This window comes from Rhabdothermincola salaria (assembly GCF_021246445.1).
GTDB lineage: Bacteria > Actinomycetota > Acidimicrobiia > Acidimicrobiales > Acidimicrobilacustridaceae > Rhabdothermincola_A > Rhabdothermincola_A salaria.
Genome location: NZ_JAJQXW010000004.1, coordinates 258,334 through 283,944, shown reverse-complemented (window position 1 = coordinate 283,944; position 25,611 = coordinate 258,334). Strand labels below are relative to the sequence as shown.

The following is a 25,611-nucleotide window of genomic DNA, read 5'->3' as shown; positions in this document are numbered from 1 at the left end:
ACGGCTCCACCCACCCGGGCCTCACCACCGGGGCGACCGAAGGCCCCGGGCGGGCCGCCGATGCAGCGAGCCCCGGCCCCGGCCCCGGCCCCGGCCCCGGCCCCGATTCCGATTCCGACTCCGGCTCTGGTCCCGGTTCTCGACCCGGCTCCGGCTCGACCCCGCAAGCCGGCAGCCCACGGATCGAGCCCCGGAACCGTCTCACCGGCGGCCTTCGCCGGCGTCGGCCGCCGGACCTGCTCGGCCGAGCCGAGGACGGGACGCCGATCGCCGTCTACGTCACCGCCGCCTGAGCGCCGCCGCCGGGTGATCCGTCGCCCATCCCCTCCACGAGTCGTCGCCGCAACCGTCGGGACGGAGCCGAGGTCCTCGTCGGGCCTCGTCCGGGGCCCCGGACCTGTCGACCGGTGGGGCAGTGCGGTGGAGCTGATGGGACTCGAACCCACGACCCCCTGCTTGCAAAGCAGGTGCTCTAGCCAGCTGAGCTACAGCCCCGAGGTGCCTTCGCCGACCACGAGTGCCGCCGACGGAAGCGGGTGGCCAGGCTAGCCCGGCACGGTCGATCTCGGATCAGCCGGTGTTCTCGTCCGTCGAGGCGGGATCCACGGCGCGGTCGAGGAGCTCGGTCAGGAAGCGTTCCTCGTGGCCCCTGCACCGGCGTCTGACGAGTCGCCGCGGGCGGGGCGCACCGGGCAGGATGGATCCGAGGGACGCTCTCTGCCTTGTTGCGGGGGTCGACGACGAGGGGGAGTGCGAACGCGATGGCCGATGTGCAGAGGGTCGCCCTGATCACCGGCGCGGCACACGGGATCGGGCGGGCCACCGCCGAGCGGTTGGGTGCCGACGGGTGCGCGGTGGCGGTCAACGACGTCGACGCCGACCGGGCTGCGACCGCCGTCGACGAGCTCGCCTCTCTCGGCATCCGGGCCGTGCCGGCGATCGCCGACGTGACCTCCGAGACGGCGGTGGACGAGATGGTGGAACGAGTGGCCGGCGAGCTCGGTCCGATCGCGATCCTCGTCAACAACGCCGGCGGCACCCCCGCCACCGTCGACTTCGCCGACCGGGGCTCGGCGGGCGAGGCCGGGCCACCTCAGTGGGCCTCCATCCTCGACACGCCGGTGGCGGACTTCGAGGCGTTCCTGCGCATGAACCTCACTTCGGCCTACATCTGCTCACGGGCGGTGCTGCCCGGCATGCTCGCCGCCGGTTGGGGGCGCATCGTGTGCGTGTCCTCCATCGTGGCCAGCACCGGGCAGCGCAACGGTGCCGGCTACGCCGTCGGCAAGGCCGGCCTGCACGCTCTCGTGGCCTCGCTGTCGAAGGAGGTCGGGCCATCGGGCATCGGCGTCAACGGCATCGTGGTGTGCAACGCCCCCCACCCCGTACGGACGCCCGACCGCCAGGCCGTGCTCGACGAGGCCACCCACCTGCGCCGCGGTGGCCGCTACGACGAGTTCGCCGCGGCCATCGCCTTCCTCGCCGGTCCCGACAGCTCCTACGTCGCCGGCACCATGGTCCCCGTCGACGCCGGCACCCACCTCACGACGCTGTTCTGACGGCCCCGCGCGACCGGGGCGGGCCAGCGCTCGGCGACGGACGGGCGAGCCCCGCCGGATATGGTGCCCCGAGTCTGACCTTGGGGGGAACGGATGGTCGTGTCGTTCACGTTCGTGCGCAAGCGGGAGGGGATCAGCGACGCCGAGTTCTTCGCCCGCTGGACCGAGCACACCCGTGACTTCGACCTGCGCGATCACCCCTACATCACCAAGAACCGCCTGATGATGGTGGCCGGCCATCCCGACTACGTGGGCATCGCCGAGAACCACTGGCCCGACATGGACGCCATGCTGGCCACGTCGGCCTTCTACGCCGACACCGACGCTGGCCGCGAGCACTGGGCCGACCTGCAGACCTTCATGGACATCGACGCCAGCCCGACCGTGATCGTCACCCAAGAGGCCGACGTGGCCGACGCCGGCACGACCATCACGTCCTACCTGTGAGCGGCGACGGCGCCCTCCCCGACGACCTGAGCCGCTGGATCGAACGGGAGGCGGGCGGCCCGGTCACCTCGGCTCGCCGCCACCTCGTCGGGGCCAGCCGCCAGGCCTGGTCGGTGGACGTCGAGCGCGACGGCGACACCTCGGCGCTGTTCGTGCTGCGAGACCTCGGTCGCGGCGGGGGCTCGCGGCGCGACGCCGCCGTGCTGCGGGCCCTGGCGCCCACGGCGGTGCCGGTGCCGACCGTGCACGCCCACGACCGCGAGCTCGGGGCCCTGCTGCTCGAACGGGTGGAGGGGCGCAGCGACTTCCCGGCAGTGGACGACGAGGCCGACCGGGAACCGACGGCCCGCCACCTCATGGAGCTCACCGCCGCCCTCCACGCCCTCGCCCCCGACGACCTGCCCATCGAGCACCTCGGCGCACCCCCGTCGGCGCCCGACCACGCCGTCACCCAGCTGGCCGCCGTGGAGGGCGTGGCCGAGATGATCGGCGACCAGTTGCACCCGTTGTTCGCCATCACGTTGGTCTGGTTGCGTCGTCACCTCCCGGCGGGCCGCTCGTCGACCTCGTTGGTCCACAGCGACATGGGGCCGGGCAACTTCCTGGCCGCCGCGGGCCGGGTCACGGCGGTCCTCGACTGGGAGGTGGCCCACTGGGGCGACCCCATGGAGGACCTGGCCGCGGTGGCCGTGCGCGACATGGCCACCCCGATGGGGCACCTGCTGGACCGGTTCGCCGAGTACGAGGCCGCCGGTGGCGCCGCCGTCGACACGACGGTCGTCGAGTGGTACCGGATCCTCGTCCTCACCCGCAACGCCATGTTCATCGGGCTGGGCCTGGGCGGTGACGACCCGGCAGTCGACCGAGCGCAGCTCACCATGTACCGCACCATGCTGATGCGGGCCGCGGCGCTGGTGCTCTGCGACGCCGTCGGGGTGGCCCGTCCCACGGTCGAGCCCTTCGCCCCCCAAGACGGGCCGAGTCCGGCCACGTTCGGACGGGCCGGTCTGGCCGACCTGGTCGCCCACGCCCGGCGCGACCAGGACGACACGGTGCGGCCCGCGCTCGACGACGCCTACGCCGCTGGTCGGGCGGCAGGCGTGGCCGGCGTGCTGGGGACCCTGGAGGGGCACCTGCGCCACGGCGCCGAGCGCGACGAACGAGAGCGCGACCAGCTGGCCGTGGTGCTCGGCCGTCGTCCCGGGTCCGTGTCCGACGGCCTGTCGGAGCTCGCGACCGTGGTCCGGGACGGTGCCGAGACCACCGAACCCGCTTTCGAGGGCGCCGTCGCCGCGGCTCTCGCCGTCCACATGCTCCACGAGGCGGCCCTGGCCGCCCCCCTTCTCGGCGAACTGGCCGACCGCGTCCCCCAACCCCTGGAGGCACCGTGACCATCGAGGGCAACGACCCCGGCCTGGTCGTCACCGAGGCCGACGACGGCTTCCACCCGCCGACCAGCGACGACCCCACGTGGATCGAGACGGCGTGGTTCCCGCTGTGGCTGCCCGAGCGCGATGTCTCGGTGCACACGCGGGTGTGGTTCCGGCCCAACGAGGGTCGCCAGGGCGGCGCGGTGACGGCCTGGACCGGCGAGAACCGCTACCTGGCCCACGACGGCTGGGACGACGCTCTCGACGCAGTGGGCGACGCCCCTCCCAGCCTCCGCGACCTGCGCCTGGCCAACGGGTTCCACCTCGAGTGCCTCGAGCCGTTGCACCGCTACCGCATCCGGCACCGAACCGACCGGGTGGAGCTCGACGTCGAGTTCGAGTCGTGCATGGAACCGAACCCGGTGCCACCCGAGGAATCGCCGGGCATGTTCGACGGCCACCTCGAGCAGCCCGGACGGGTGACCGGACGGGTCCGCCTCGGGGCCGACTGGTTCGACGTGGACTGCCCCACCGTCCGCGACCGCTCGTGGGGGCCTCGGACCATGCGCCCGGGGCTGCGCCTCGGCAACGCCCACGGCACCACCCTCGACGGCCGGTCGTTCTTCGCCTACGTGAACCCGGTCGCCGGCCGCGAACCGGTCACGGGTGGGTACTGGCTGGTTGACGGGCGGGCCGCCCGCCTCATCGCAGGCGAGCGCCGCACCGAGCTCGATGGCGACTTCCCCCGCCGCGTGGTCATCGAGGCCACCGACGCCGCCGGGCGGCACCTCCGGGCCGAGGGGACCTGCCGCAACCGCCAGGCCGTCGACGCCGGCCACGACCTCTACGCCGTGCTCAACCTGGTCCAATGGGACCTGGGCTCGGGTGAGGACGGGTGGGGCGAGAACCACGACATCTGGTCGGCGACCGACTGGGTGGCTGCCGGGCGAGCGCCCCTCGGCCGCCGCTGAACCGGCGGCGTCGGGGAAGGTCGTCCGGTCCGGGACCCAGCCTCGATCAGGGCCACGCCACACTGAACGGATGGCCGACCGTGACGACGACCTCCTCGAGCCCGACGGTGGTGCACCGATCTGCCCTGCCTGCGGGGTGACGGCGCTCCCCGACGAGCACGGCGGCTTCGTCTGCGAGAACCCCGACTGCGAGGCCTACGGCGACGAGGTGTGAGGCGATGAGCCAGACTCGGCGGCCATGGACGAGATGCGCTTCGACGGCCAGGTCGTGATCATCAGCGGTGCCGGTCGGGGGTTGGGGCGCGAGTACGCCCTGCTCCTCGCCGAGCGTGGCGCCCGGGTCGTGGTCAACGACCTCGGCGTGGCCATCACCGACACCGGCGACGGTGGCGAGGCCCCGGCCGCCAACCCGGCCGACGAGGTCGTCGCCGAGATCACCGCCGCCGGCGGTGAGGCCGTGGCCAACCACGACACCATCGCCACGACCGAGGGCGGCGAGGCCATCGTGGCCACCGCCCTCGAGGCGTGGGGCCGGGTCGACGTGGTGGTCAACAACGCCGGCCAGGTGCGCCTGCAGCCCTTCGGCACCTTCCCCGACGAGCACCTCGACACCGTGCTCGACACCCAGCTGCGCGGCACCATCAACGTCAGCCGCCCGGCGTGGCGGTGGATGGAGGCCAACGGCGGAGGGCGGATCGTCAACGTCTCGTCCGGTGCCGCGTTCGGGGGCGTGCCCGACGGCTCGGTCTACGGGATGGCCAAGCTCGGCGTGGTCGGGCTCACCCGCCAGCAGTCCGTCGAGGGCGCCCCGCTCGGCATCGCCGTCAACGTCATCGCCCCCTACGCCAAGACCCGCCTCGGCACCGGCTTCGGGCCCATCCCCTGGAGCGACGAGCTGGGCGAGTGGCTCCACCCCCGGCTGGTCGCCCCGCTGGTGGGTTGGTTGGCCCACCGCGACTGCCCCGTGACCGGCGAGTGCTTCAGCGTCGGTGGGGGACACGTCGCCCGCGTCTCGTTGGCGGTCAACGACGGCTACCTCGATCGCGACGCCACCATCGAGTCGATCGCCGCCCACCTCGACGAGGTCACGGGCGGCCCGACCCACGAGGTCACCCCCACCTCGTCGCCGGTGATGGGACGCATGCTCGGCGGGTTCCGGGGTCCCGTGGCCTGACCCCTGCGTCGAGACGAGCGCCCGTCCACGGGCGGGGATAGGTTCGCCGACCATGCCCACCGCCCACGTCAACGGGATCGACGTCTTCTACGAGCGGGGCGGCGACGGCCCCCGGCTGCTGTTCTGCAACGGATCGTTCGCCACCCTGGCCACCAGCGCGATGCTGGTCGACGTCTTCCGGGGTCGCTTCGACACGGTCGCCCACGACCAGCGGGGCCTCGGGCGCACCGAGATCCCGCCGGGCCCGTACTCGATGGGCGACTACGCCGCCGACGCCCTCGCCCTCGCCGACCACGTGGGGTGGGACACCTTCCGGCTGGTGGGGATCAGCTTCGGTGGGATGGTCGCCCAGGAGATCGCCGTCACCGCGCCCGAGCGCATCGAGCGCCTGGCGCTGTTGTGCACCTCCCCGGGAGGGGAGGGCGGCAGCTCCTACCCGATGCACGAGCTGCGCGAGATGGACCCCGCCGAACGGGCCGAGGTCTCGCGGCGCATCATGGACACCCGCTTCACCCCGGAGTGGCTGGCCGAGCACCCCGCCGACCGGATGTTCGTCGAGGGCCTGGCCAACCGGCCCGGTGTGGCGCCCGGCAGCGAGGCTGAGCGGGGCGAACGCGAGCAGGCGGCGGCTCGCGCCCACCACGACGTGTGGGACCGGCTGGCGCGCATCACCTGCCCGACGCTCGTGGCCAGCGGGCGCTACGACGGCATCGCCCCGCTGGCCAACGGCGAGGCCATCGCCTCGCGCATCCCCGGGGCCGAGCTACGGGTCTACGAAGGGGGCCACGGCTTCTTCGCCCAGGACCGCAAGGCCTTCCCCGAGGTCCTGGACTTCCTGGCCGGCTGAGCCCCGGGTGTCGGCCTCGGCGAGGAGCGCGGCGGTCAGCCCTCGGTCGGCGCGGCCTGGGTCATGAACTGCCCGAGGTCGAAGTACTCGCGCCAGTTGGCGATCTTGTCGCCCTCGAACTCGAAGATCCCCATCACCGGCAGCTCGACGAGCGCGCTGTCGGGCTTGCGGAAGATGTCGACCCGTTCGGTGATCACGGTGGAGCCCCGCGACAGCATCTCGAGGATCTTGAACTCGACCACCTCGAGCCCGGCGGTGAAGCCGTCGATCATGGCCCGGATCTGCTCGTGGCCGACCATCGGGTCGACGGGGATGTTGTGGTACGTGGCGTTCTCGGTGAAGAAGCCGACGACCGCGTCGAAGTCGGCGTCGGCCCACTTCTGGCAGAACTGCCGCACCAGGTCCTCGTAGTGCGCGCCGTCGCTCATGTGGATCGTCCCCCAGCTCGGTGGTCGGGGTGCCCCGGTGGCCCCCGCTCGTCGCCTCCCATGGTGGCACCTACCGCCGGTGGAGGTGGTCGTGGCCGGGACGGCGAGCGCTACTCGACCGTGATGGTGAACACGGTGGGGGTGCCCATGCCGTTCAGGGAGCCGCGGTAGGACACCGACACCTCGGTGGTGCCCTCGCCCACGGCGGTGCCGCCGGCGTTGAAGGTGGCCGACCCGTCGACCTTGCCCTCGCCGTCCACCTGGAACACCGACGGGTCCTCGGAGACGGCCACGAAGGTGCCGTCGCCGGGATCGCCCATGTCGAAGCTGACGACGGTGCCCACCGACACGGTGGCCGAGGTCTCGCCCTCGGGCGTGAGGATCACGGGTGGCAGCACGTCGCCTCCGATCGGGGCCTCGGTGGTGTCCGAGCCCCCCGACGCCTCCGTGGTCGTGGTCGTGCTGTCGTCGTCGTCGCCGCAGGCGGCGAGCGGGACGGCGAGGACGACGACGGCTGCGGCGACGGCCAGGGATCGCTTCACGGGGCACCTCCGGGGGATGGTGGACAGGCGCCGGGGTGGTCGCCGGGCCGGCGATGAGCGTAGAGCGGATGCCGGTGGCGTAGTTACACCACCGGGCGGCCCGGCCTGTGGTCACGCCGTGATGATCAGCCGGCGACGAGGATGTCGACCACGAACACCAGGGTGTCGGTGCCCGAGATACCGGCCGAGGCGTTGCCCTCGGGTCCGTAGCCCTTGTCCGGAGGGATGACCAGCATCACCCGGGAGCCGACGGTCTGGCCGATGAGGCCTTCCTCGAACCCGGCGATCACCCCGCCGGTGCCCACCGGGAAGTCGACGGTCTGGTCGTTGGTCCACGACGAGTCGAATACGGAGCCGTCGGCCCACTTCACGCCGACGTACTTGACCGTCACGGTCTCACCGGCCTGCACCTCGGGCCCGCTGCCCTCGATGAGGGGCTGGGTGATGAGGTTCACGGGGGGCTCGCCCTCGGGGATGGTGATGGTCGGAACCCCTTCGACCTCTTCCACCGTGGGGAGGCCGGCGGGCGGGGTCACGGCCTCGCCCTCGGCCCGCTCGGGGACCTCGACCGCGTCGCGGATGTCGATGATGAGGATCACCCACTGGGTGCCGTCGTCGTTGGCGGTGGCCACCCGGCTGCCGACGGCGTTGCCGACGAGGGCGTCACGGATGTTGGGGGTCAGCATCTCGTTGACGACCAGCGACTCGGGCTGGGCGTCCCACGTGCTCTGGAGCTCCTCGCCGGTGGCGCCGCTGACGGCCACGTAGTCGAGGGTCACCCGCTGGCCCTCCGCCACCACGGCGCCGTCGCCCTCGACGACGACCTCGGACTGGGGTTCTCCGGCCACGAAGGCCGGGGTGAAGGTGGCACTGGGGGCGGCGTCGAGATCAGAGGAGATGTCGACGTCGGCGAGCGACGTGGTGTTCACGTCGGCGCTCTCGGTGTTCTCCGTGGCGGTGGTCTCGTCGCTGGCGGCGTCGTCGGAACCGTCGTCGCTGCCGCACGCGGCCAGCAGGAGGGTGGCCACGGCGACCATGGCCAAGGCAGCCGTGCGGAGGGGGTGTGGGGTCCGACGCGACGGCAGGAGATTGGTGGGGGGAAGAGAAGTCACCCGGGGCACGCTAGGGGGTGGACGGTAACGACCGGGTAAGCCGGGCCCCGAACGAGGGGTCCGTCGCTGGCCGGAGGATCTCACCGTCTCCTCACCTCCGCCGAGCAGACTGCAGCCATGACTGCGCACCTCGTCGTCGCCGAGGACGACCGGGCCGTCCGCGAATCGGTCACCCGAGCCCTCGAGCTCGAGGGCTACCGCGTGACGCCGGTGGCCGATGGCGCCGCGGCGCTGGAGCTGGCCTCCGCCGACGATGTCGACCTGCTGGTGCTGGACCTGGGCCTGCCCCACGTCGACGGCCTCACCGTGTGCCGCCGGCTGCGCTCGCAGGGCGCCCGCCTGCCGATCCTGGTCCTCACCGCCCGCACCGAGGTGTCCGACCGGGTGTCGGGCCTCGACGCCGGCGCCGACGACTACCTCCCCAAGCCGTTCTCTCTCGACGAGCTGCTGGCCCGGCTGCGGGCCCTGCTGCGGCGATCCAGCGTTGCTGCCGACGACACCCGGGAGCTGCGGGCCGAGGGTGTGGTGGTCGACGAGGCGGCCCGGCGGGCCTGGCGCGGCGACCGCGAGCTCGAGCTCACCAAGACCGAGTTCGACCTGCTCGCCCTGCTGGTCACCAACGCAGGCGTCGTCCTGGCCCACGGCACCATCTACGACCGCATCTGGGGCTACGACTTCGGCCCCGACTCCAAGGCCCTGGCCGTCTACATCGGGTACCTGCGCCGAAAGACCGAGGAGGCGGGCGAGCCCCGGCTCATCCAGACCGTGCGCGGCGTCGGGTACACGCTGCGGGCGCCATGACCCTGCGCTCCAAGATCGCCCTGGCCCTCGCCGTGCTGGCCGGCCTCGCCGCGCTGGCCGTGGCCTCGGCCGCCTACGTCGCTACCGGCGCCCGCCTCGAGGCCGAGGTGGACGAGAGCCTGAACCAGAACGCCCGACGCATCCTCAACGTCGACGGGCGGGTCCGCGACGCGCTGTGCGCCGGACAGGTCGCGCCCCGACCGCGCGGGCCGCTCGACGAGCTGACCGGCCCCGGCGCCACCGTGCAGTGCCTCGCTCCCGATGGTGAGGTGATCGGCTCGACGGGAGCCGTCGAGCTCCCCGTCGATGCCACCGACCGAGCCATCGCTGCCGATGGGGTCGGTGTGCGCACCCGCACCGTCGACATCGACGGCGAGCCGTACCGGATCCAGACCGCCGCCGCGGCTGGTGGCGGGGCGGTGCAGATCGCCCGCGACTACAGCGAGAGCCAGCGCATCCTGGACGGCTTGCGACGCCAGCTCCTGGCCATCGGGATCGTGGTGACCGCGGCCGGTGCGCTGGCGGGGTGGCTGGTCGCTCGGACCGCCACCCGGCCCCTGGTGCGCCTCACCGACGCGGCCGAGGAGGTGGCCGACACCGGACGCCTCGACGTCGCGCTCCCCCCGTCGGGTGGCGACGAGCCAGGACGCCTGGCTCGGGCGTTCGGGGCCATGCTCGCCGCCCTGGCCCGCTCGCGGGACCAGCAGCAACAGCTGGTGCAGGACGCCGGCCACGAGCTGCGCACGCCCCTCACCAGCGTGCGCACCAACATCGAGCTGCTGGCCCGCTACGACCTGCCCGAGGCCACCCGGGTCGAGGTCCTCACCGATCTCGACCGCGAGAGCCGCGAGCTGAGTGGGTTGGTCGACGAACTGGTCCAGCTGGCCACCGAGGGTGTCGACGACGAGCCGATCGAGGTCATCGACCTGGGCGTCGTGGTGCGCGAGGTGGCCGAACGGGCGGCGCGACGCTCCGGTCGCTCCGTCGTGGTGGGCGGCCCCGCGGCCACGATCCCCATGCCGGTGGCCGGCCGCCGGCGGGCCCTGGCCCGGGCGATCGGGAACCTGGTCGACAACGCGCTCAAGTTCAGCCCACCGGACACCCCGGTCGAGGTGTCGATGGTCGCGCCAGCTCGCGTCGAGGTGCGAGACCACGGACCAGGCGTGGCTAGCGACGACCGGAATCGGGTCTTCGAGCGCTTCTACCGCAGCGCCGAGGCGCGTGCCCTCCCGGGTTCCGGGCTCGGCCTGGCCATCGTCTCGCAGACGGCGGCCGCCCACGGAGGCGCGGTGTCGGTCGGCGATCACCCCGCCGGAGGAGCGGTGTTCACCTTCGAGCTTCCCGCCGCCGCAGAGGGGTGACGCGAGAGGGCCCGGCCGTGAAGGCCGGGCCCTCCTACGACGTAGGTCTCGCCGTCGCGGACGGCGACGGCGGTCAGTCGGTGTGCGCGTCCTCGGATTCCGGGATCGACCCCTTGACCTCGAGTAGGCGTTCGCGCAGCTCGTGGTCGCGGTGGCCGAGGTCGCTGACCCACATGTCGATGGCCTGGTGCAGGGTGGCGTTGCGGTCACCGTGCATGACGGCCATGGCCTCGGCATCGTCGGTGGCGTTGGCGGCCTGGTCGACCAGGTTGGACCCGCCACGGCGGGAGAACGCCACCGCGCCGAGCACGACGACGAGGGCCACACCGGCGATGAGGAAGCGGATGTTGTTGTCCTCCAGGCTGATCATGGCCGGGAGCATGAGCAGCGAGACCAGGTTCATCACCTTGATCAGCGGGTTGAGGGCGGGGCCGGCGGTGTCCTTGAACGGATCGCCGACGGTGTCGCCGATGACGGCGGCCTTGTGGGCTTCCGAACCCTTGCCGCCCTCGTTGCCGTCCTCGATGTACTTCTTGGCGTTGTCCCACGCCCCGCCCGAGTTCGACAAGAAGTTGGCCATCAGCTGACCCACGACGATGATCGACGCCAGGAAGGCCCCGAGGGCGATGTAGCCGATGCCGAAGCCGATGATGACCGGCGTGAGCACGGCCAGCAGCGCCGGCGTGGCCAACTCCCGCAACGACGCGGTGGTGCAGATGTCGATGACCGGGCCGTAATCCGGGCGCTCGCTGCCGTCCATGATCCCCGGCTTCTCGCGGAACTGGCGCCGCACCTCCTGGACCACCGTGCCGGCGGTGCGAGAGACGGCCCGGATGGCCAACGACGAGAAGAGGAAGACGATGGAGCCACCGACCAGCAGACCGATGAAGGTCTTGGGGTCGGCCACGTTGATCTGCACCAGGCTGGTGAGCGTGCCGGCCAGCTCGGCCGTCGCCACCTCGGTGGCGTCGAAGGTGCTCTTGGCGATCGTCTCGGCGAACGAGGCGAACAGGGCCACGGCGGCGATGACCGCCGAGCCGATGGCGAAGCCCTTGGTCACGGCCTTGGTGGTGTTGCCCACCGCGTCGAGGCTCACCATGATCCGCTCGGGCTCGCCCTCGAACTCGCCGGCCATCTCGGCGATGCCCGCGGCGTTGTCGGCGACGGGACCGAAGGTGTCCTCGGCCACCACGATGGCGGTGGTGGACAGCATGCCGATGCCGGCCAGCGCCACCAGGTAGAGCGAGAAGCCGATGTTGCCGTCGCCCAGGCCGAGCGCCGCACCGATGGCCACGACGATGGCGAGCAGCGCCCACACCGCCGACTCGAGACCCGAGGAGATGCCCTCGAGCACAGTGGTGGCGGGGCCGGTGCGGGCCGCCTTGGCGATCTCCTGGACAGGTTCGGTCTCGGTGGAGGTGAAGAACTGGGTGATCTTCGACGCGGCGAAGCCGAGGATCACACCCACCACGATGGCGCCGAAGATGCGCAGGCCGACCTGGGAGACGGTGGCGCCGGCGGGGTTGCCGATGTAGACGAAGGCGACCACGCCCGCACCGATGACGGCCAGCACCTGGGCGATGTAGATGCCCCGGTTGATGGCGGTGAGGGCGTTGGACTCCCCGGCACGGGCTCGCACCAGGAAGATGCCGACCATGGAGGCGAGCAGGCCGATGGCCATGACGATGAGCGGGAACATGAGGCCCTTCACCGCCTCGTCGCCGGCCTCGAGGCCGATGGCCCGGAAGCCCGACACACCGAGGATCACCGACGCCACCAGGACCACGGCGAAGCTCTCGAACAGATCTGAGGCCATGCCGGCGCAGTCGCCCACGTTGTCGCCCACGTTGTCGGCGATGGTGGCCGGGTTACGGGGGTCGTCCTCGGGGATGCCCGCCTCGACCTTGCCCACGAGGTCGGCACCCACGTCGGCGGCCTTGGTGAAGATGCCGCCACCGACGCGCAGGAACAGTGCCAGCAGCGAGCCACCGAAACCGAAGCCGACGAGGATGGCCGACGCGGTGTTCTGGAACAGCATGATGATGACGACGGTGCCGAACAGGCCGAGCCCGGCGGTGAGCAGGCCGGCCACGCCGCCGGTGCGGAACGCCACCTTGAGCGCGGCGGGGAAGTCGTTGCGGCGGGCGGCGGCGGCGGTGCGCACGTTGCCCCGCACGGCCAACCACATGCCGAAGAACCCGATGGCGCCCGAGAACACCGCCCCGAGCAGGAACGCCACCGTGCGCCAGGCCCCCGAGAGGCCGAAGCTCAAGGCCAGGGCACCGTCAGGGTCGAGGACCTCGGTCGAGGTGAGGAACACGATGATGGCCAGCGGTACGACGATCACGCCGATGGTGCGGAACTGGCGCCGTAGGTAGGCGCTGGCCCCCTCCTGGATGGCGCCGGCAACCTCTTGCATCTCGTCGGTGCCCGGCTCGGCGGCGAGGACGCCCTTCATGAGCACGACTCCGAGCCCGAGGGCGGCCAGCGCCACCACGGTCACGAAGATGAGCCAACCCCACTCGGTTCCCCCGAGGGTGAACTCCTGCCAGCCACCTTCGGCTGCGGCGAGGACGTCGTACATGTGGATGGTGCCCCTCTCTGATCGCCGGTGAGCCGGCGGACGGTCGCCCGTGCGCGCTTCCCCCTGCACGGGCGCCGAGATTCCACTCGGCCTCGACCAAGGGTGTCAAACTTCACACGGCCGCGGGCCGATGCTGCGGGTGGCGCGACGATGTCGGGGTGAGCGGCGACGACACCGGGTCGGGGGCAGCGCGAGGTCACGGCCACGCGCACAGCCACGGCGGGGGAGTGGCCGCGGCCGGGCGGGCCGGGGCCCGGCACCGCCGCCGTCTCTGGCAGGTGCTGGGCCTGCAGGCCACCTTCCTCGTCGTCGAGGTGGTAGCCGCCTTCGCCACGAACTCGTTGGCCCTGCTGTCCGACGCCGGCCACATGCTCACCGACGTCGTGGGCCTGTCCATGGCCCTGGCCGCCATCCACGTCGCCGATCGGCCCGCCCGGCGAGCCGACCGCACCTTCGGGCTGTACCGCCTCGAGATCCTCGCCGCCCTGGCCAACGCCGTGCTGTTGTTCGGCGTCGGGCTGTACGTGCTCTACGAGGCCGTGTTGCGCCTCCGCGAACCGGTGGAGGTGGCCAGCGGCGCCATGTTGGTGGTGGCGGTGCTCGGCGGGCTGGCCAACCTGGTCGGCTTCTGGCTCCTGCGAGAGGGCGCCGGGGAGAGCCTCAACGTCAAGGGCGCCTATCTCGAGGTCCTGGCCGACCTGTTGGGCTCGGTCGCCGTGGTGGCCGCCGCCGTGATCATCCTCGCCACCGGGTGGGAGGCCGCCGACCCCATCATGGCCGCCGGCATCGGGCTGTTCATCTTCCCGCGCACCTACCGCCTCGCTGCCCAGGCGGTGCGCGTGCTCGTCCAGGCCGCGCCCGAGGACCTCGACGTGGAGGCCATCGCAGACCGGTTGGCGGCCATCGCCTCCGTCGTCGGCGTCCACGACGTGCACGTGTGGACCCTCACCTCGGAGATGGACGTGGCGACCGTCCACCTCGTGGTCGCCGAAGGGACCGACGCCCACCGGGTGCTCGACGAGGCCCGCGACCTCCTTCGCGACGACTTCGGCATCGACCACGCGACCGTGCAGGTGGAACCCGACACCCACACGGGGTGCGACGAGATCACCTGGTGACGACGGGGGTGCCGGGCGGGTGGCGAGAGCCGGGGATCAGGCGTCGCCGATGGCGTAGAACTTCCCACCCCGGGCCCCGACGTAGATGCGGCCGTTCCACACCGCAGGGGTGGACTCGATGCAGCCGTCGAGCTGGACCGTCCAGAGCTCCGGTGGGTCCACCCGCGGATCGCTCACGTCGTAGGCGTGCAGCACGCCCTGGCAGTCACCGACCACCAGGACGTCGTCGACCACCACGGGGGACTGCCAGGTCTGGGAGCCGAGCTCCTTCTCCCATAGGATCTCGCCCGTCATCTGGTCGATGCCGAGCACCCGGCCGGTGTTGGTGTCGGCATACACCACGCCGTTGGCCAGGGCGACCGTGCCCCACACGCCCCGAACCCCGCCACCCTGGTCGGCGACCGACCAGACCAGCGGGTCGTCGGGGTTGCGGGGATCGAGCTTGAAGATCTGGCCCACCTCGGCCGAGCGGGCGCTCTGGGTCTCCCATTCCGACCCGACGTAGAGGTAGCCGTCGGCGTCGATCACGATCGAGGCGTCGATGTCGTCGCCGGCCCAGAACCGGAAGTTGCGGGTGGGTTGGACGCCGTCGGCCAGGCCGCTGATGTCGAAGCCCTGGATGAGCCCCGCCGAGTTGGCGAAGTACACCGTGTCGCCCGAGATGGCCACCGAGTTCTCGATCGAGAAGGCGGTGAGCGACGTCTCCGTCAGGAGCTGGTCGTCCCAGCTGGGGGCGGTGAAGAGCAGTTCGGGGTTCACCGTGACGAGGCCGGCGGCGTCGTAGCCCCGGTTCAGCTTGAAGATGTAGAACCAGCTGTTCTCGCCGCCGATGAAGAGGTGGTCGTCGATGATCAGGCCCGAGGAGTCCCAGTCGTCGTTCCACCGCTGCTGCACGCCGTACTCGTAGGCGTTGACCCGCCACAGCTCCACGGCCTCGCCGGGCCGATCGGTGGCGATGATGCGGTAGTTGTCGTCGCGTGAGCCGGTGTAGGTGAGCGGGAAGCCGTCGGGGTCGGTGGTCACCGTGCCCTTGATGATGTCGCCGGTCTTGAACGACGGGAGCACGGTCTCGCCCGTGACCCCGTCGAGCCAGTGCACCCCGTAGTCATAGGCCCCGAACGACACGATGGTGCGGCCGTCCTTCTCGTACACGTTGGGCTGGCCCGTCCAGCCCATGCCGCACCAGGTGGCCCCGGAGGACAGCCCGCACATGCCGCCGCTCTCGGGGTACGACCACAGCACCGAGGGGTCCTCGGGCATGCCCTGGCCGTAGAAGGAACGGGTGGGGTTGCCCCGGAAGGTGAGGATCCCGGGCACCTCCTCGCTCCACATGCGCCCCGAGCTGGCCGGGTTCACCCAGCCGTCGAACGGGGGCAGCTCGGCCTCGGTGGTGGTGGTGGTGGAGTCGCCCGCGTCCACGTCGACCGGCTCGGAGGGCTCGCTCTCGCTGGTGTCGGGCGGGCTGGCCGCCGAGTCGTCGTCGGACCCGCTCGTGACGAGGGCGTAGCCGCCCCACACGAGCACCAGGGCCACCAGCACGGCGACCGGCCCGAGCCAGGGCGGGCGCGAGGAACCGGAGCCCCGTGGACCACCGGCGGTGGGGGCGTAGGGCCTGCTCGGGTCGTCCATCACACCTCGGGGGTCGGTCGGGTCAACCGGCGCTGCCCTCGGCGACGAGGCGTTCCAGCACCAGATCGGGGTGGTCCTGCTCGAGACGTTCCAGCCAGTACTGGCTCTCGAACAGCGCCATGAGGGTACCGTCGGCCCGGCTCAGGACCCGGACACCCCGCATGCCACTCAGCGCCTCGGCGCTCGGCGGGTCGGTGCGGCGGGCGATGCGGTAGTTGGTCGGCGACAGCTCCACCGGGGCCCCGAACTCCTGCTCCAGGCGGTACACGGCGACGTCGAACTGCATGGGGCCCACCGCGGCCAGCATGGGGGCCTGGTCACCCAGGTCGGCATCGCGGAAGACCTGCACCACGCCCTCCTCGTCGAGCTGGGCGATGCCCCGACGGAACTGCTTGTAGCGGCCGGTGTCGCGCACCCGGGCCACGGTGAAGTGCTCGGGGGCGAAGCTCGGGATGCTCGGGTACTCGACCGGATCGCCGAACCACAGCGTGTCGCCGACCCGCACGTCGGTGGCGTTGACCAGGCCGACGACGTCGCCCGGGTAGGCCAGGTCGATCGTCTCTCGCTCCGAGCCGAACACCTGGTGGGCGTACTTGGTGTTGAAGGGCTTGCCGGTGGGTCCGTGGGTCACGACCATGCCCCGGTCGAACTCGCCGGAGCACACCCGCAGGAAGGCGATGCGGTCGCGGTGTGACGGGTCCATGTTGGCCTGCACCTTGAACACGAACCCCGAGAACGGTGCGTCGAGCGACCGGGGCTCGCCGTCGACGTCGGGTCGGGGGCCGGGCGGCGGCACGAGGTCGATGACGGCGTCGAGGAGCTTGCGCACCCCGAAGTTGGTCAAGGCCGAACCGAAGAAGGTCGGGGTGGACTGGGCACCGACGAAGAGCTCGACGTCCATGTCGGCACCCACCGAGTCGAGCAGGGCCAGCTCGTCCTGGGCGGCGGTCCAGGCCTCGTCCTCCTCCACGGCCGCCACGGTGGGATCCACCACCTCTTCCGGGGCCTCGGTGGCACCTCGGGCCACCCGGGTGAAGCGGGTGAACTGGCCGTCGCGACGGTCGATCACACCGCGGAAGTCGCCGGCGATCCCCACCGGCCAGGTGACCGGGGTGACGACGAGGTCGATCTTGGACTCGATCTCGTCGATCAGCTCGAGGGCGTCGAGGCCGGGACGGTCCCACTTGTTGATGAAGGTCAACAGGGGCAGCTCGCGCTGGCGGCACACGTCGAACAGCTTGAGAGTCTGGGGCTCGATGCCCTTGGCCGCGTCGAGCACCATCACGGCCGCGTCGGCGGCCGCCAGCACCCGGTAGGTGTCCTCGGAGAAGTCGCGGTGGCCGGGGGTGTCGAGCAGGTTCACGACGCAGTCCCGGTAGGGGAACTGCAGCACCGTCGAGGTGATGGAGATGCCCCGCTGCTGCTCCAGGCCCATCCAGTCCGACGTGGCCGACCGACGACCCGACCGGGCCTTGACGGATCCGGCCTCGGCGTTGAGCGCCCCTCCGTACAGGAGGAACTTCTCGGTGAGGGTGGTCTTGCCGGCGTCGGGGTGGCTGATGATGGCGAACGTGCGACGCCGTGAGGCCTCGGAAGCGGGGGAAGACATGGCCGTTCGAGGGTAGCGGGGGGCTGGTTCGGCCCGTGGCGGCGGGCTGGTCGTGCCGTGGTCTCGTAAGGTCCCCGCTCGTGGAGGGCGACGACGAGACACGTACGTTCCCCGGGGCGCGTCCACCGGAGCGCACCGGGTGGGTGGACGCGGGCGGGCTGCGCCTGGCGGTCAACGAGTGGGGTGAGGCGGATGCGCCGGCCGTGGCCCTGGTGCACGGCGGCTTCGACTTCTCGCGCACCTTCGACGTCTTCGGCCCCATGCTCGCCGACGGCGGGTGGCGGGTCGTCGCATGGGACGCCCGGGGCCACGGTGACTCCGAGCACGCCCACCTCTACAGCTGGCCCGCCGACGTCCGCGACCACTTCTGCGCCATCACGGCGCTGTTCGACGAGCCGATCGTCCTGCTCGGGCACTCCAAGGGCGGGGGCCAGCTCCTCGACCTGCTCGACGCCCGACCCCAGCTGGCCCGGGCCTTCGTCAACCTCGACGGGCTCCCGTCGCAGTTCTCCGCGCCCGACATCAACGACCGGGAGCGCCGACGGATGCGGCGGGCCGACCTCGCCGCGTCGCTCGACCGTCGCCGCCGGCGCAACGAGCTGCGACGGCGTCCCGACACGATCGGGGGACTGGCCGAACGGCGGGCCCCGATGAACCCTCGGTTGTCGCGGGAGTGGCTCGAGTACCTCGTCACCGTGGGCGCCCGTCGCGACGCCGAGGGATGGCGCTGGAAGATCGACCCCGTCCTGCACCTCGGCGGGTTCGGGCCCTGGCGACCTCAGTGGTCGATGGAGCACCTGGCCGCCCTCGATCTGCCCTTCCTCGGTGTCCTCTCCGGTGTGCAGGACGACCCCATGGGGTGGAAGAGCCGCCGGGACGACGTGGCCCCCTACCTCCCGCCGGGGGGACGCCTCGAGTACTTCGACGACATCGGGCACTTCCTGCACATCGAACAGCCTCGATTCATCGCCGATCTGGTGCTCGAGTTCCTGGAGCCCCTCCGATGAGCCACCGCACCGAGCACGTCCCCAACGGTCGCCTCCGCCTGGCCCTGCACGTCCTGGCCGAGGGCGAGGGCCTCCCCCTCCTGGTGCTGCACGGCCTGGGAGACCGCACGGGCACCGCCCGTCCGCCGTGGAGTGCGGCCTGGCCGGGCCCGGTCCTCGGCCTCGACTTCACCGGCCACGGCGCCTCCGACATCCCCACCGGCGGCGGGTACACCCCTGAGAACCTCATGGCCGACGTCGACGCCGTGCTCGCCGTCCACGGCCCGGTGTGCATCGTCGGGCGGGGGTTGGGCGCCTGGGTGGCCCTGCTGATCGCGGGTGCTCGGCCCCACCTGGTGCACGGTGTCGTCCTCGCCGACGGCACCGGGCTGGCCGGCGGGGGGCCGGAGCCACCGTCACCCCACGTCACCTCGTTCCCGGCCCAGCCGTCCGGGCCGCCCGACCCGTACGCCCTGCTCGAGCTCTCCCGCGACGTGCGCCCGCCGGACTACGCCATGGACTTCCTGCGCTTCGTGGTGGAGGAGAGCGACCTCGAGGCCCCGATCGTGGTCAGCGCCCGCATCCGGCCCCCGTGGGTGGAGGCGGTGGCCGACGCGGTGGGCGTGATCGACCTGCCTCTCGAGGAGGCCGTCGCCCACCTCGCCCGCACCGCCACCTGACGCGGTCGGCCCCCCCCCGGAGCTACAGGTCGCGGGCGCCCACGTAGTGGGCCAGGTCGGTGAGGGCCTCCACCGCGTCGGGCTGCAGGGGCGCGCGTCCGAGCGCGTCGAGGGCCTCGGCGGTCAGGGTGGCGATGGTGGACTCCATGTGCTCCCGGGCTCCGGTGGCCACCAGCACCTGCTGGAGAGCCGTCACCTCGTCGTCGGCCAGGTCGGGCGCCCCGACCCGCCGCAGGAGCTCGGCATCGGCGCCTCGAGCCCGGTCGATCGCCGTCGCCAGCAGCGGGGTGGGCTTGCCCTCGCGGAGGTCGTCGCCCACCGGCTTGCCGGTGCGGGCCTGGTCGCCGAAGACGCCGAGGAGGTCGTCGCGCAGCTGGAACGCCTCGCCCAGCGGGGCGCCGTACGCCGACAGCGCAGGGGCCAGGTCGTCGTGGCGTCCGGCCAGCGCCGCGCCCACGTGCAGCGGTCGCTCGATCGTGTACTTGCCGGACTTGTAGCGGGCGATGCGATGCGCGGTCGCCAGGTCCGTGCCGGGCCGGGCGGTGCCCAGCACGTCGAGGTACTGGCCCACGTTGAGCTCCACCTTCAGCTCGTGCCACACGGCCCGCGCCTCGGGCGGGGCGGGGCGGAGGAGGCGGTCGGCGTAGACCTCGGCGAGGTCGCCGACCAGGATCGCCACCCCCTCGCCGAAGCGGCGTGACTCGCCCCGCCAACCCTCCCGGGCGTGCCGGTCGCCGAACTCGAGGTGGACGGTGCGTTCGCCACGTCGGGTGTCCGAACCGTCCATGACGTCGTCATGGACCAGGGCGAAGGCGTGCAGGAGTTCGAAGGCGGCGCCGGTGTCGACCACGAGGGCATCGCCCCCGTCGCCGCCGGCTCCCACGTAGGCCCAGTGGCAGAACGCCGGACGCAGGCGCTTCCCACCGTCGAGGACGAAGCGGGTGAGGGCTTCGAGCGGGGCGGCGAGGTCGGGGTCGACCTCGGCCCAGCGGAGGGTCTCGGCGTCGAGCACCGATCGGAGCCGGTCCTCGACCGGCCCGGCCACCGACCGCAGGGCGGGTGGTGCCTCCCGAGGCGCCGGGATCACCCGTCGTCGTCCTCGGGGTCCCCGTCGGCGTCGTCGGCGTCGTCGAGGGCCAGCTCGCCGTCGTCGACGACGGTGGGCGCCGCCAGGTCGAGGTCGGCCACGATGCGGGTCACCTCGACGCGAGCGGCACCGAGGCGCTCGCGGCACAGGGCGATGAGCGAGGCCGCCCGGCGCACCTGGGTGGCCAGGTGGTCGACGTCGATCTCGTCGCCGTCGAGCTGGGCCAGGATCTCCTCGAGCTCGGTGACGGCCTCGGCGTAGCCGAGCCCCTCCGGGTCGTCTCCGGCGGTCGTGGCGGGTTCGGTGTCGTCAGCGGCCATCGGGGCCAGTCTCCCTCGGTGTCGGGTCCGGCGGGACCGCGGGCGGGTCGTCCACCGTGGCTCGGAAGCGGCCGTCGGCGACGGTGGTGACGACGGTGTCGCCGGCGGCGAGATCGGCGGCGCGGCGCACGACTCGGCCGTCCGCCCGGCGTGTCACCGACCACCCCCGGGCCAGGGCGCGAGCGGGATCGTGGGCGACCACGCGGGCGGCGAGGGCCTCGAGCGCGGCCTCGGTGTGGCGCACCGAGCGGGGTGCGGCACGGCCCAGCACGGCGGTGGCGCCGGTGAGGTGCCGTTCGTGGGTGCGCAGGTGGGCCCGGCTGGCGGCGTCGATGCTCCCGGCCGCTCGTTCCACCCGGGCGGAGGCGGCGGCGACGGCGCTGGGGGCCCGCCGCCCGAGGTGCTCCGCGGTGCGGTCGAGGTGTCGGCTCTCGAGGGTCAGCAGGGCCTGGGCCGAGCGCGCCACCCGGCGGGCACGGTGCTCGTGGGCGGCGTGGCTCCGGGACAGGAGGTCGAACGATCGGAGGGCGACGTCGGCCCAGGCCGCCTCGGCGCGCTCGTGGGTGCGGCGGACGTGGGCCACCAGGGCGGCGGCGCAGGCCGTGGGCGTGCGCTCGCTGAGGTGGGCGACGAGGTCGGCCAGGCTCTGGTCGGTCTCGTGGCCGATGCCGGTGACCACGGGGACGTCGAGCGTGGCGATGGCTCGGGCCACCACCTCGTGGTCGAAGGTGGCCAGGTCGGTGCGGGCGCCGCCCCCACGCACGAGGGCGACGACGTCGACGCCCCAGGCCGCGGCCGTGCGCAGGGCGGCCGCCACCTGCTCGGCGGCCCCGACCCCCTGGACCCGTGCGTCGACGTGGAGCACCCTCCACGCCAGACCGCTGTCGGTGAGGGTCTGGAGGGCGTCGGCCTCGGCGGCGCTGCCGGCCGCGGTGACGAGCCCCACTCGGAGGGGCAGCGGTGGGATCTCCATGCGGCGGTTGCGATGCAAGAGGCCCTCGGTCTCGAGCACCTGCAGGACGCGGTCGCGCTCGCTGGCGAGCAGCCCCAGCGTGTACGTGGGGTCGATGCCCTGCATCTGCACCTGCAGTCGCCCCTTGGGTTCGTAGAGCTCCAGGCGCCCGGAGATCCGGATGCGCACCCCGTCCTCGATGCGGATGCTGCCGGCCCGGCGCAGGTGCAGGTTGACCCGGTCGCGGACCGACGACCACAACACCACCGGCACCGCGGCGGTCGGGGCGGCACCGTCGGCGGGCCGCTCGACGAGGTCGAAGTACACGTGGCCGCCCCGGCTGCGGGTCAGGCCGGCCACCTCGCCCTGGAGCCAGAAGCCCCCACCGAGGCGCTCCTCGAGGACGGTGGCCACCTCGCCCACCAGCTCGGCGACGGTGAAGGTGCGACCGCTCATGGGCCCAGCACCGTAGCGGGACGACCCCCGTCGAGCGCTCGCCGGGGCGCGGCCGCCGGGAGCTGGGCGGTGGGTGGCCCCCCGCCGCCCGGCGGCGTGCCTAGAGTCGGCCGTGATGTCGCTGCTCCGCCGCCCGCTCGCCCTCGTCGCCCTGCTCGCCGTGGTGGTGCTCGCCTCGAGCTGCTCGAGCGGAGGCGACGACGCCGCCGCCACGACCACCACCTCGACCTCGACGTCGTCGACGACCACCGTCGTCACCACCACGACGACCACGACCACGACGGTGCCCGAACCAACGACCGCGCCCCCCGCCCCTGCCCCTTCGGTCGTCCCTCCCGCTCCGCCCGCGCCCGGGGGTGCCGGCTCGGTGGATGTCTGCGTCGTCCTCGCCGAGGTGCTGCCCGTCCCCGACCTGATCCCCCGCGACGGCGTGAGCTGGCCCGACGAGAGGATGCGGGTGGAGATGGACGCCCGGCGTGACGCGGCGCTCTATGCCTCGGCCCAGCCGGGTGCCCCCGCGGCGCTGTCGGAGCCGCTCGTGGTGCTGGCCGACTTCACCGGGTGGCTGGCCGACGAGGTTCGGGGGACGTCGAGCGCGGCCGATGCCCGCCGGCGCATCGACACCTACCCGGCGCAGGGCGAGGTCGGTGCCGCCGCCAGCGAGGTCGATCGCTGGCGGGGCGTGAACTGCGCCTAGCCCCTCGCCCCGACCCGGCGACGTCTCGGCGGCCGGGCCGGGCGCTCGCCGCGGCCCGGTGTGGTCACTCCTGGACGAGCTCGATGAGGGTCCCGAGGGCGTCCTTGGGGTGGATGAACGCCACGGTGGTGCCACGGGAGCCCGGACGGGGTTCCTCGTCGAGGACACGGAAGCCCTGGCGCTTCACCGAGTCGAGGGCCTCGGCGCAGTCGGCCACCCGGTAGCCCACGTGGTGGATGCCCGGGCCGCCCTTCTTGTCGAGCCACTTGGCGACGGTGGAGTCCGGTCGGGTGGGGGTGAGGAGCTGCACGTAGCTCTCCGCCACCCGCAGGAGGGCCTCCTCGACCCCGTCGCTCTCGACCACCTCGCGGTGCTCGACGGTGGCGCCGAAGGTCTCGCGGTAGTAGTCGATGCCCTCGCCGAGGTCGGGCACGGCGATGGCGATGTGATCGATCTCGGTGAGCAGCGGCCGGGTGGCCCCCGACTGGGTGGACTGCACGCCGGGGTCCTCGTCTCCGGGGCGGCGGGTGGAGATGCTCATGGGGGTGCTCCTCGGGGGGTGGGGTCAGGCGCCGTGACGGCGGAAGGCGGTGATGCGATCTTCGCCGACCTGGGCGCGGAACTCGGGATCGTCGATGCCCAACCCCTCCTCGGGAGCCAGGCACAGCACCCCGATCTTGCCTTCGTGGAGGTTCTTGTGCACCTGGTAGGCGGCTTCGCCCGTCTCGGTGAGGGGGTAGACGGCCGACAGGATGGGTTGCACCTTGCCCTGCCGGATGAGCTCGTTGGCGGCCCAGGCCTCGGCGTAGTTGGCGAAGTGCGAGCTCACGATGCGCTTGAGCTTCATCCAGAGGTGGCGGTTGTCGTACTCGATCATGAAGCCGCTGGTGGCGGCACAGGTGACGATGGTGCCGCCCCGGGCGGCCACGAACACCGACGCCCCGAACGTCTGACGTCCCGGGTGCTCGAAGACGATGTCGACGTCGCGGCCGATCAGCCCCCGGATGTCCTTGCCGAGACGGCGCCACTCGGCTTCGTCCTGGGTGTGCTCGTCGGCCCAGAAGCGATAGCCGGCGGCCTTGCGGTCGATGACGGCTTCGCAACCGAGGTCACGCAGCAGCTCGGCCTTCTCGGGTGAGGAGACCACCCCGACGGGCGTCCCCCCGCCGTTGAGCACGTACTGCACCGCGTAGCCGCCGAGACCTCCGGTGGCCCCCCAGACGAGCACGGCGTCGCCCTGCTTCATGGCGGCGGCGTGCGGTGAGACCAGCATGCGGTAGCTGGTGGAGTTGCACAGGGCGTTGACGGCGGCCTCCTCCCAGGTGAGGTGGGCCGGCTTGGGCATCAGCTGGTTGGCCTTCACCACCGACAGGTCGGCCAGACCGCCGTAGTTGGTCTCGAAGCCCCAGATGCGCTGGTTGTCGCCGAGCATCGAGTCGTTGTGGCTCGACGGGTCCTGGTCGTCGACGTGGTTGCAGTGCACCACGACCTTGTCTCCCGGCTTCCACTTGCGCACCGCCGAGCCGACGCGCAGCACCACACCCGACGCGTCCGACCCCACGTTGTGGAAGTCCTGGTCGTGGCGCTTGCCCCAGTAGCTCTCCTTGCCGAGGCGCGTGAGGAACCCGAACGTGGGCAGCGGTTCGAAGATCGAGGTCCACACGGTGTTGAAGTTGATGGAGCTGGCCATCACCGCGATGACCGCCTCGTCGGGCGCCAGCTCCGGGCGCGCGATCTCCTGGACGTGTAGGGCGCGGCGGGGGTCCTTGTCGGCCGAGTCCATGCCCTCGAACATGGTCTGTTCGTCCTTGCGGACGACCACGGCCCGGTAGGACTCCGGCAGTTCCAGGGCGGCGAACTCCTCGGAGGAGGCACCGGCCGAGATGGCGTCGAGGATGGGCTGCATGGCGGCAAGGTAGCGGCGTCCCGGGTCGCCGTGCCAGGAAGCTGACGCGGTCGTCACCGAAGGGCCTCCGGGAGGCCCCACCCGGTCCGCACATCAACCGACCACCCTGGGTAGTGTGAGCATGCCCGTCACGCACAGCGTTCGGCTCGTGCGGCGCGAGGAGGCACTGATGGGCCCCACCCCCGACGACATCGATGCCACCGCCCTGCTGGCGCGGGCGCGGGCCGAGGCCGACGCCATCATCGGGCGCGCCGAGGTGGAGGCCGCGGCCACGCGAGCCCGGGCCCAGGCCGATGCCGATGCGCTCGTCGCCCGCGCTCGGGTGGAGGCCGCCGAGGCCGAGGCGCTGGCCCGCCACGAACGGGAGCGGGCCGCCGACCTCGTCGCCGAGGCCGAGCGTCAGGCCCGCGAGCTCACGGCCGAGGCCGAGCAGGTGCGACGGTCGGCCGACGGGACACTCGGTCGCCTCGTCGCCGCCCGACGCGAGCTCGAGACCACCATCGAACAGCTCGCCTCGTCGCCCAACGCCCTCGTCGACCTCACCGCCGACCTCGATGCGGCCGCCGGTCCCGCCGACCTCGATGCGGCCGTCGATCCGGTCGACCTCTCCCCCCAAGGGGGCAACCACGGCGACGGGCGCGTGGTGCCTCTGGGGGGCAGTGGTCGATCGGCTGATGCCGGGGCGCCCTCCATCTCCGAGCCGCCGATGGCCGATCCGAGGGCAGGCGGCGGCGACCCCGTCGGTCGCATGGTGCGAGCCGCCGTCGGCCGGGCGGCCCGGGCGGCCGCCGACGCGCCGTCGTGGCCCGGCGACCCGGCCGGCCAGCGCGAGGCCCTGCGCGCCAACCGACGCGATCTGGGTTGATCCCGGCGTGTCGTCGGGGTCCCGAGCCGCCGTCGACCGTCTCGCCGGGGGGCGTTGCGCTGGCTGACCCCGGCCCCGCGTCCCTACACTGACGACCCTGTCACCCTCGG

25 protein-coding genes, 1 tRNA gene and 1 pseudogene are annotated in these 25,611 nt (G+C 72.5%); 15 read left to right on the top strand and 12 right to left on the bottom strand.

Features of this window, described 5'->3' with window-relative positions; all coding sequences use genetic code 11:
• Positions 1-293 (top strand): annotated as a pseudogene (locus LUW87_RS16585) (hypothetical protein); the annotation flags it as partial.
• A gap of 128 nt (positions 294-421) precedes the next feature.
• Here LUW87_RS16585 and LUW87_RS16580 read toward each other — a convergent pair.
• A tRNA-Ala gene (locus LUW87_RS16580) sits at positions 422-495 on the bottom strand.
• 266 nt (positions 496-761) lie between these two features.
• Here LUW87_RS16580 and LUW87_RS16575 point away from each other — a divergent pair.
• The 7 genes from LUW87_RS16575 (at position 762) to LUW87_RS16545 (ending at position 6,368) form a co-directional block, all read left to right on the top strand.
• Positions 762-1,559, top strand: coding sequence for an SDR family NAD(P)-dependent oxidoreductase (locus LUW87_RS16575; protein ID WP_232672316.1), 798 nt, complete (start codon positions 762-764; stop codon positions 1,557-1,559).
• 93 nt (positions 1,560-1,652) lie between these two features.
• Positions 1,653-2,006: a hypothetical protein gene (locus tag LUW87_RS16570; RefSeq protein WP_232672315.1), complete on the top strand. Its 354-nt coding sequence runs from the start codon at positions 1,653-1,655 to the stop codon at positions 2,004-2,006.
• On the top strand, positions 2,003-3,397 hold the full coding sequence (locus LUW87_RS16565) for a phosphotransferase family protein (protein WP_232672314.1): 1,395 nt from the start codon (positions 2,003-2,005) through the stop codon (positions 3,395-3,397). The genes LUW87_RS16570 and LUW87_RS16565 overlap by 4 nt, the downstream gene beginning before the upstream one ends.
• Entirely contained in the window at positions 3,394-4,347 is a 954-nt protein-coding gene (locus LUW87_RS16560; RefSeq protein WP_232672313.1) for a DUF7064 domain-containing protein, read from the top strand. The genes LUW87_RS16565 and LUW87_RS16560 overlap by 4 nt, the downstream gene beginning before the upstream one ends.
• A gap of 70 nt (positions 4,348-4,417) precedes the next feature.
• The gene (locus LUW87_RS16555) at positions 4,418-4,561 is read left to right on the top strand and encodes a hypothetical protein (protein ID WP_232672312.1); all 144 of its coding nucleotides are present in this window, start codon (positions 4,418-4,420) and stop codon (positions 4,559-4,561) included.
• Between the two features lie 24 nt (positions 4,562-4,585).
• Entirely contained in the window at positions 4,586-5,521 is a 936-nt protein-coding gene (locus LUW87_RS16550) for an SDR family NAD(P)-dependent oxidoreductase (RefSeq protein WP_232672311.1), read from the top strand.
• A 52-nt stretch (positions 5,522-5,573) separates the two neighbouring features.
• Entirely contained in the window at positions 5,574-6,368 is a 795-nt protein-coding gene (locus tag LUW87_RS16545) for an alpha/beta fold hydrolase (protein ID WP_232672310.1), read from the top strand.
• 35 nt (positions 6,369-6,403) lie between these two features.
• Here the strand turns inward: LUW87_RS16545 and LUW87_RS16540 are convergent, their stop codons facing one another.
• From LUW87_RS16540 to LUW87_RS19400, 3 genes are all read right to left on the bottom strand, one after another.
• Entirely contained in the window at positions 6,404-6,796 is a 393-nt protein-coding gene (locus tag LUW87_RS16540) for a limonene-1,2-epoxide hydrolase family protein (RefSeq protein WP_232672309.1), read from the bottom strand.
• 110 nt (positions 6,797-6,906) lie between these two features.
• Entirely contained in the window at positions 6,907-7,338 is a 432-nt protein-coding gene (locus LUW87_RS16535) for a hypothetical protein (protein WP_232672308.1), read from the bottom strand.
• 125 nt (positions 7,339-7,463) lie between these two features.
• Positions 7,464-8,450: an FKBP-type peptidyl-prolyl cis-trans isomerase gene (locus tag LUW87_RS19400; protein WP_232672307.1), complete on the bottom strand. Its 987-nt coding sequence runs from the start codon at positions 8,448-8,450 to the stop codon at positions 7,464-7,466.
• 117 nt (positions 8,451-8,567) lie between these two features.
• Between LUW87_RS19400 and LUW87_RS16525 the strand changes: the two genes are divergently transcribed.
• Positions 8,568-9,251 (top strand): response regulator transcription factor, encoded by a 684-nt coding sequence (locus LUW87_RS16525; protein WP_232672306.1) that lies wholly within the window; start codon positions 8,568-8,570, stop codon positions 9,249-9,251.
• Complete coding sequence (locus tag LUW87_RS16520) at positions 9,248-10,612, top strand: HAMP domain-containing sensor histidine kinase (protein WP_232672305.1); 1,365 nt, start codon at positions 9,248-9,250, stop codon at positions 10,610-10,612. The genes LUW87_RS16525 and LUW87_RS16520 overlap by 4 nt, the downstream gene beginning before the upstream one ends.
• 73 nt (positions 10,613-10,685) lie before the next feature.
• Here LUW87_RS16520 and LUW87_RS16515 read toward each other — a convergent pair whose 3' ends face one another.
• Positions 10,686-13,196, bottom strand: coding sequence for a sodium-translocating pyrophosphatase (locus LUW87_RS16515; RefSeq protein ID WP_232672304.1), 2,511 nt, complete (start codon positions 13,194-13,196; stop codon positions 10,686-10,688).
• Positions 13,197-13,354: 158 nt separating this feature from the next.
• On the opposite strand from LUW87_RS16515, the gene LUW87_RS16510 reads away from it, so the two are divergent.
• Positions 13,355-14,314 carry a cation diffusion facilitator family transporter gene (locus LUW87_RS16510; protein ID WP_232672303.1) on the top strand — a complete coding sequence of 320 codons (960 nt, stop codon included), beginning with the start codon at positions 13,355-13,357 and terminating at the stop codon, positions 14,312-14,314.
• A 36-nt stretch (positions 14,315-14,350) separates the two neighbouring features.
• Here LUW87_RS16510 and LUW87_RS16505 read toward each other — a convergent pair whose 3' ends face one another.
• Positions 14,351-15,943 (bottom strand): outer membrane protein assembly factor BamB family protein, encoded by a 1,593-nt coding sequence (locus LUW87_RS16505; RefSeq protein ID WP_232672302.1) that lies wholly within the window; start codon positions 15,941-15,943, stop codon positions 14,351-14,353.
• Between the two features lie 22 nt (positions 15,944-15,965).
• On the bottom strand, positions 15,966-17,552 hold the full coding sequence (locus tag LUW87_RS16500) for a peptide chain release factor 3 (protein WP_232672301.1): 1,587 nt from the start codon (positions 17,550-17,552) through the stop codon (positions 15,966-15,968).
• An 80-nt stretch (positions 17,553-17,632) separates the two neighbouring features.
• On the opposite strand from LUW87_RS16500, the gene LUW87_RS16495 reads away from it, so the two are divergent.
• The gene (locus LUW87_RS16495) at positions 17,633-18,559 is read left to right on the top strand and encodes an alpha/beta fold hydrolase (RefSeq protein WP_232672300.1); all 927 of its coding nucleotides are present in this window, start codon (positions 17,633-17,635) and stop codon (positions 18,557-18,559) included.
• Positions 18,556-19,218: an alpha/beta fold hydrolase gene (locus LUW87_RS16490; RefSeq protein ID WP_232672299.1), complete on the top strand. Its 663-nt coding sequence runs from the start codon at positions 18,556-18,558 to the stop codon at positions 19,216-19,218. Before LUW87_RS16495 ends, LUW87_RS16490 begins: the two co-directional genes overlap by 4 nt.
• A 22-nt stretch (positions 19,219-19,240) precedes the next feature.
• On the opposite strand, the gene LUW87_RS16485 is transcribed toward LUW87_RS16490, so the two are convergent.
• Genes LUW87_RS16485 through xseA form a run of 3 tightly spaced genes read right to left on the bottom strand, consistent with a single transcriptional unit; the run spans position 19,241 to position 22,033 of the window.
• On the bottom strand, positions 19,241-20,305 hold the full coding sequence (locus LUW87_RS16485; protein ID WP_232672298.1) for a polyprenyl synthetase family protein: 1,065 nt from the start codon (positions 20,303-20,305) through the stop codon (positions 19,241-19,243).
• On the bottom strand, positions 20,302-20,625 hold the full coding sequence (gene xseB / locus LUW87_RS16480; protein WP_232672297.1) for an exodeoxyribonuclease VII small subunit: 324 nt from the start codon (positions 20,623-20,625) through the stop codon (positions 20,302-20,304). Before xseB ends, LUW87_RS16485 begins: the two co-directional genes overlap by 4 nt.
• On the bottom strand, positions 20,615-22,033 hold the full coding sequence (xseA, locus tag LUW87_RS16475; RefSeq protein WP_232672296.1) for an exodeoxyribonuclease VII large subunit: 1,419 nt from the start codon (positions 22,031-22,033) through the stop codon (positions 20,615-20,617). Before xseA ends, xseB begins: the two co-directional genes overlap by 11 nt.
• 115 nt (positions 22,034-22,148) lie before the next feature.
• Here xseA and LUW87_RS16470 point away from each other — a divergent pair, with 115 nt between their 5' ends.
• Positions 22,149-22,730, top strand: a complete 582-nt coding sequence (locus tag LUW87_RS16470; protein ID WP_232672295.1) for a hypothetical protein — start codon at positions 22,149-22,151, stop codon at positions 22,728-22,730.
• A gap of 64 nt (positions 22,731-22,794) precedes the next feature.
• Here LUW87_RS16470 and mce read toward each other — a convergent pair whose 3' ends face one another.
• Positions 22,795-23,196, bottom strand: coding sequence for a methylmalonyl-CoA epimerase (gene mce, locus LUW87_RS16465; RefSeq protein ID WP_346742583.1), 402 nt, complete (start codon positions 23,194-23,196; stop codon positions 22,795-22,797).
• A 99-nt stretch (positions 23,197-23,295) separates the two neighbouring features.
• A complete protein-coding gene (ccrA, locus tag LUW87_RS16460; protein ID WP_232672293.1) occupies positions 23,296-24,636 on the bottom strand; it encodes a crotonyl-CoA carboxylase/reductase in 1,341 nt (446 codons plus the stop codon).
• 115 nt (positions 24,637-24,751) lie between these two features.
• On the opposite strand from ccrA, the gene LUW87_RS16455 reads away from it, so the two are divergent.
• Positions 24,752-25,501 (top strand): hypothetical protein, encoded by a 750-nt coding sequence (locus LUW87_RS16455; protein WP_232672292.1) that lies wholly within the window; start codon positions 24,752-24,754, stop codon positions 25,499-25,501.
• The last annotated feature ends 110 nt before the right edge of the window (positions 25,502-25,611 follow it).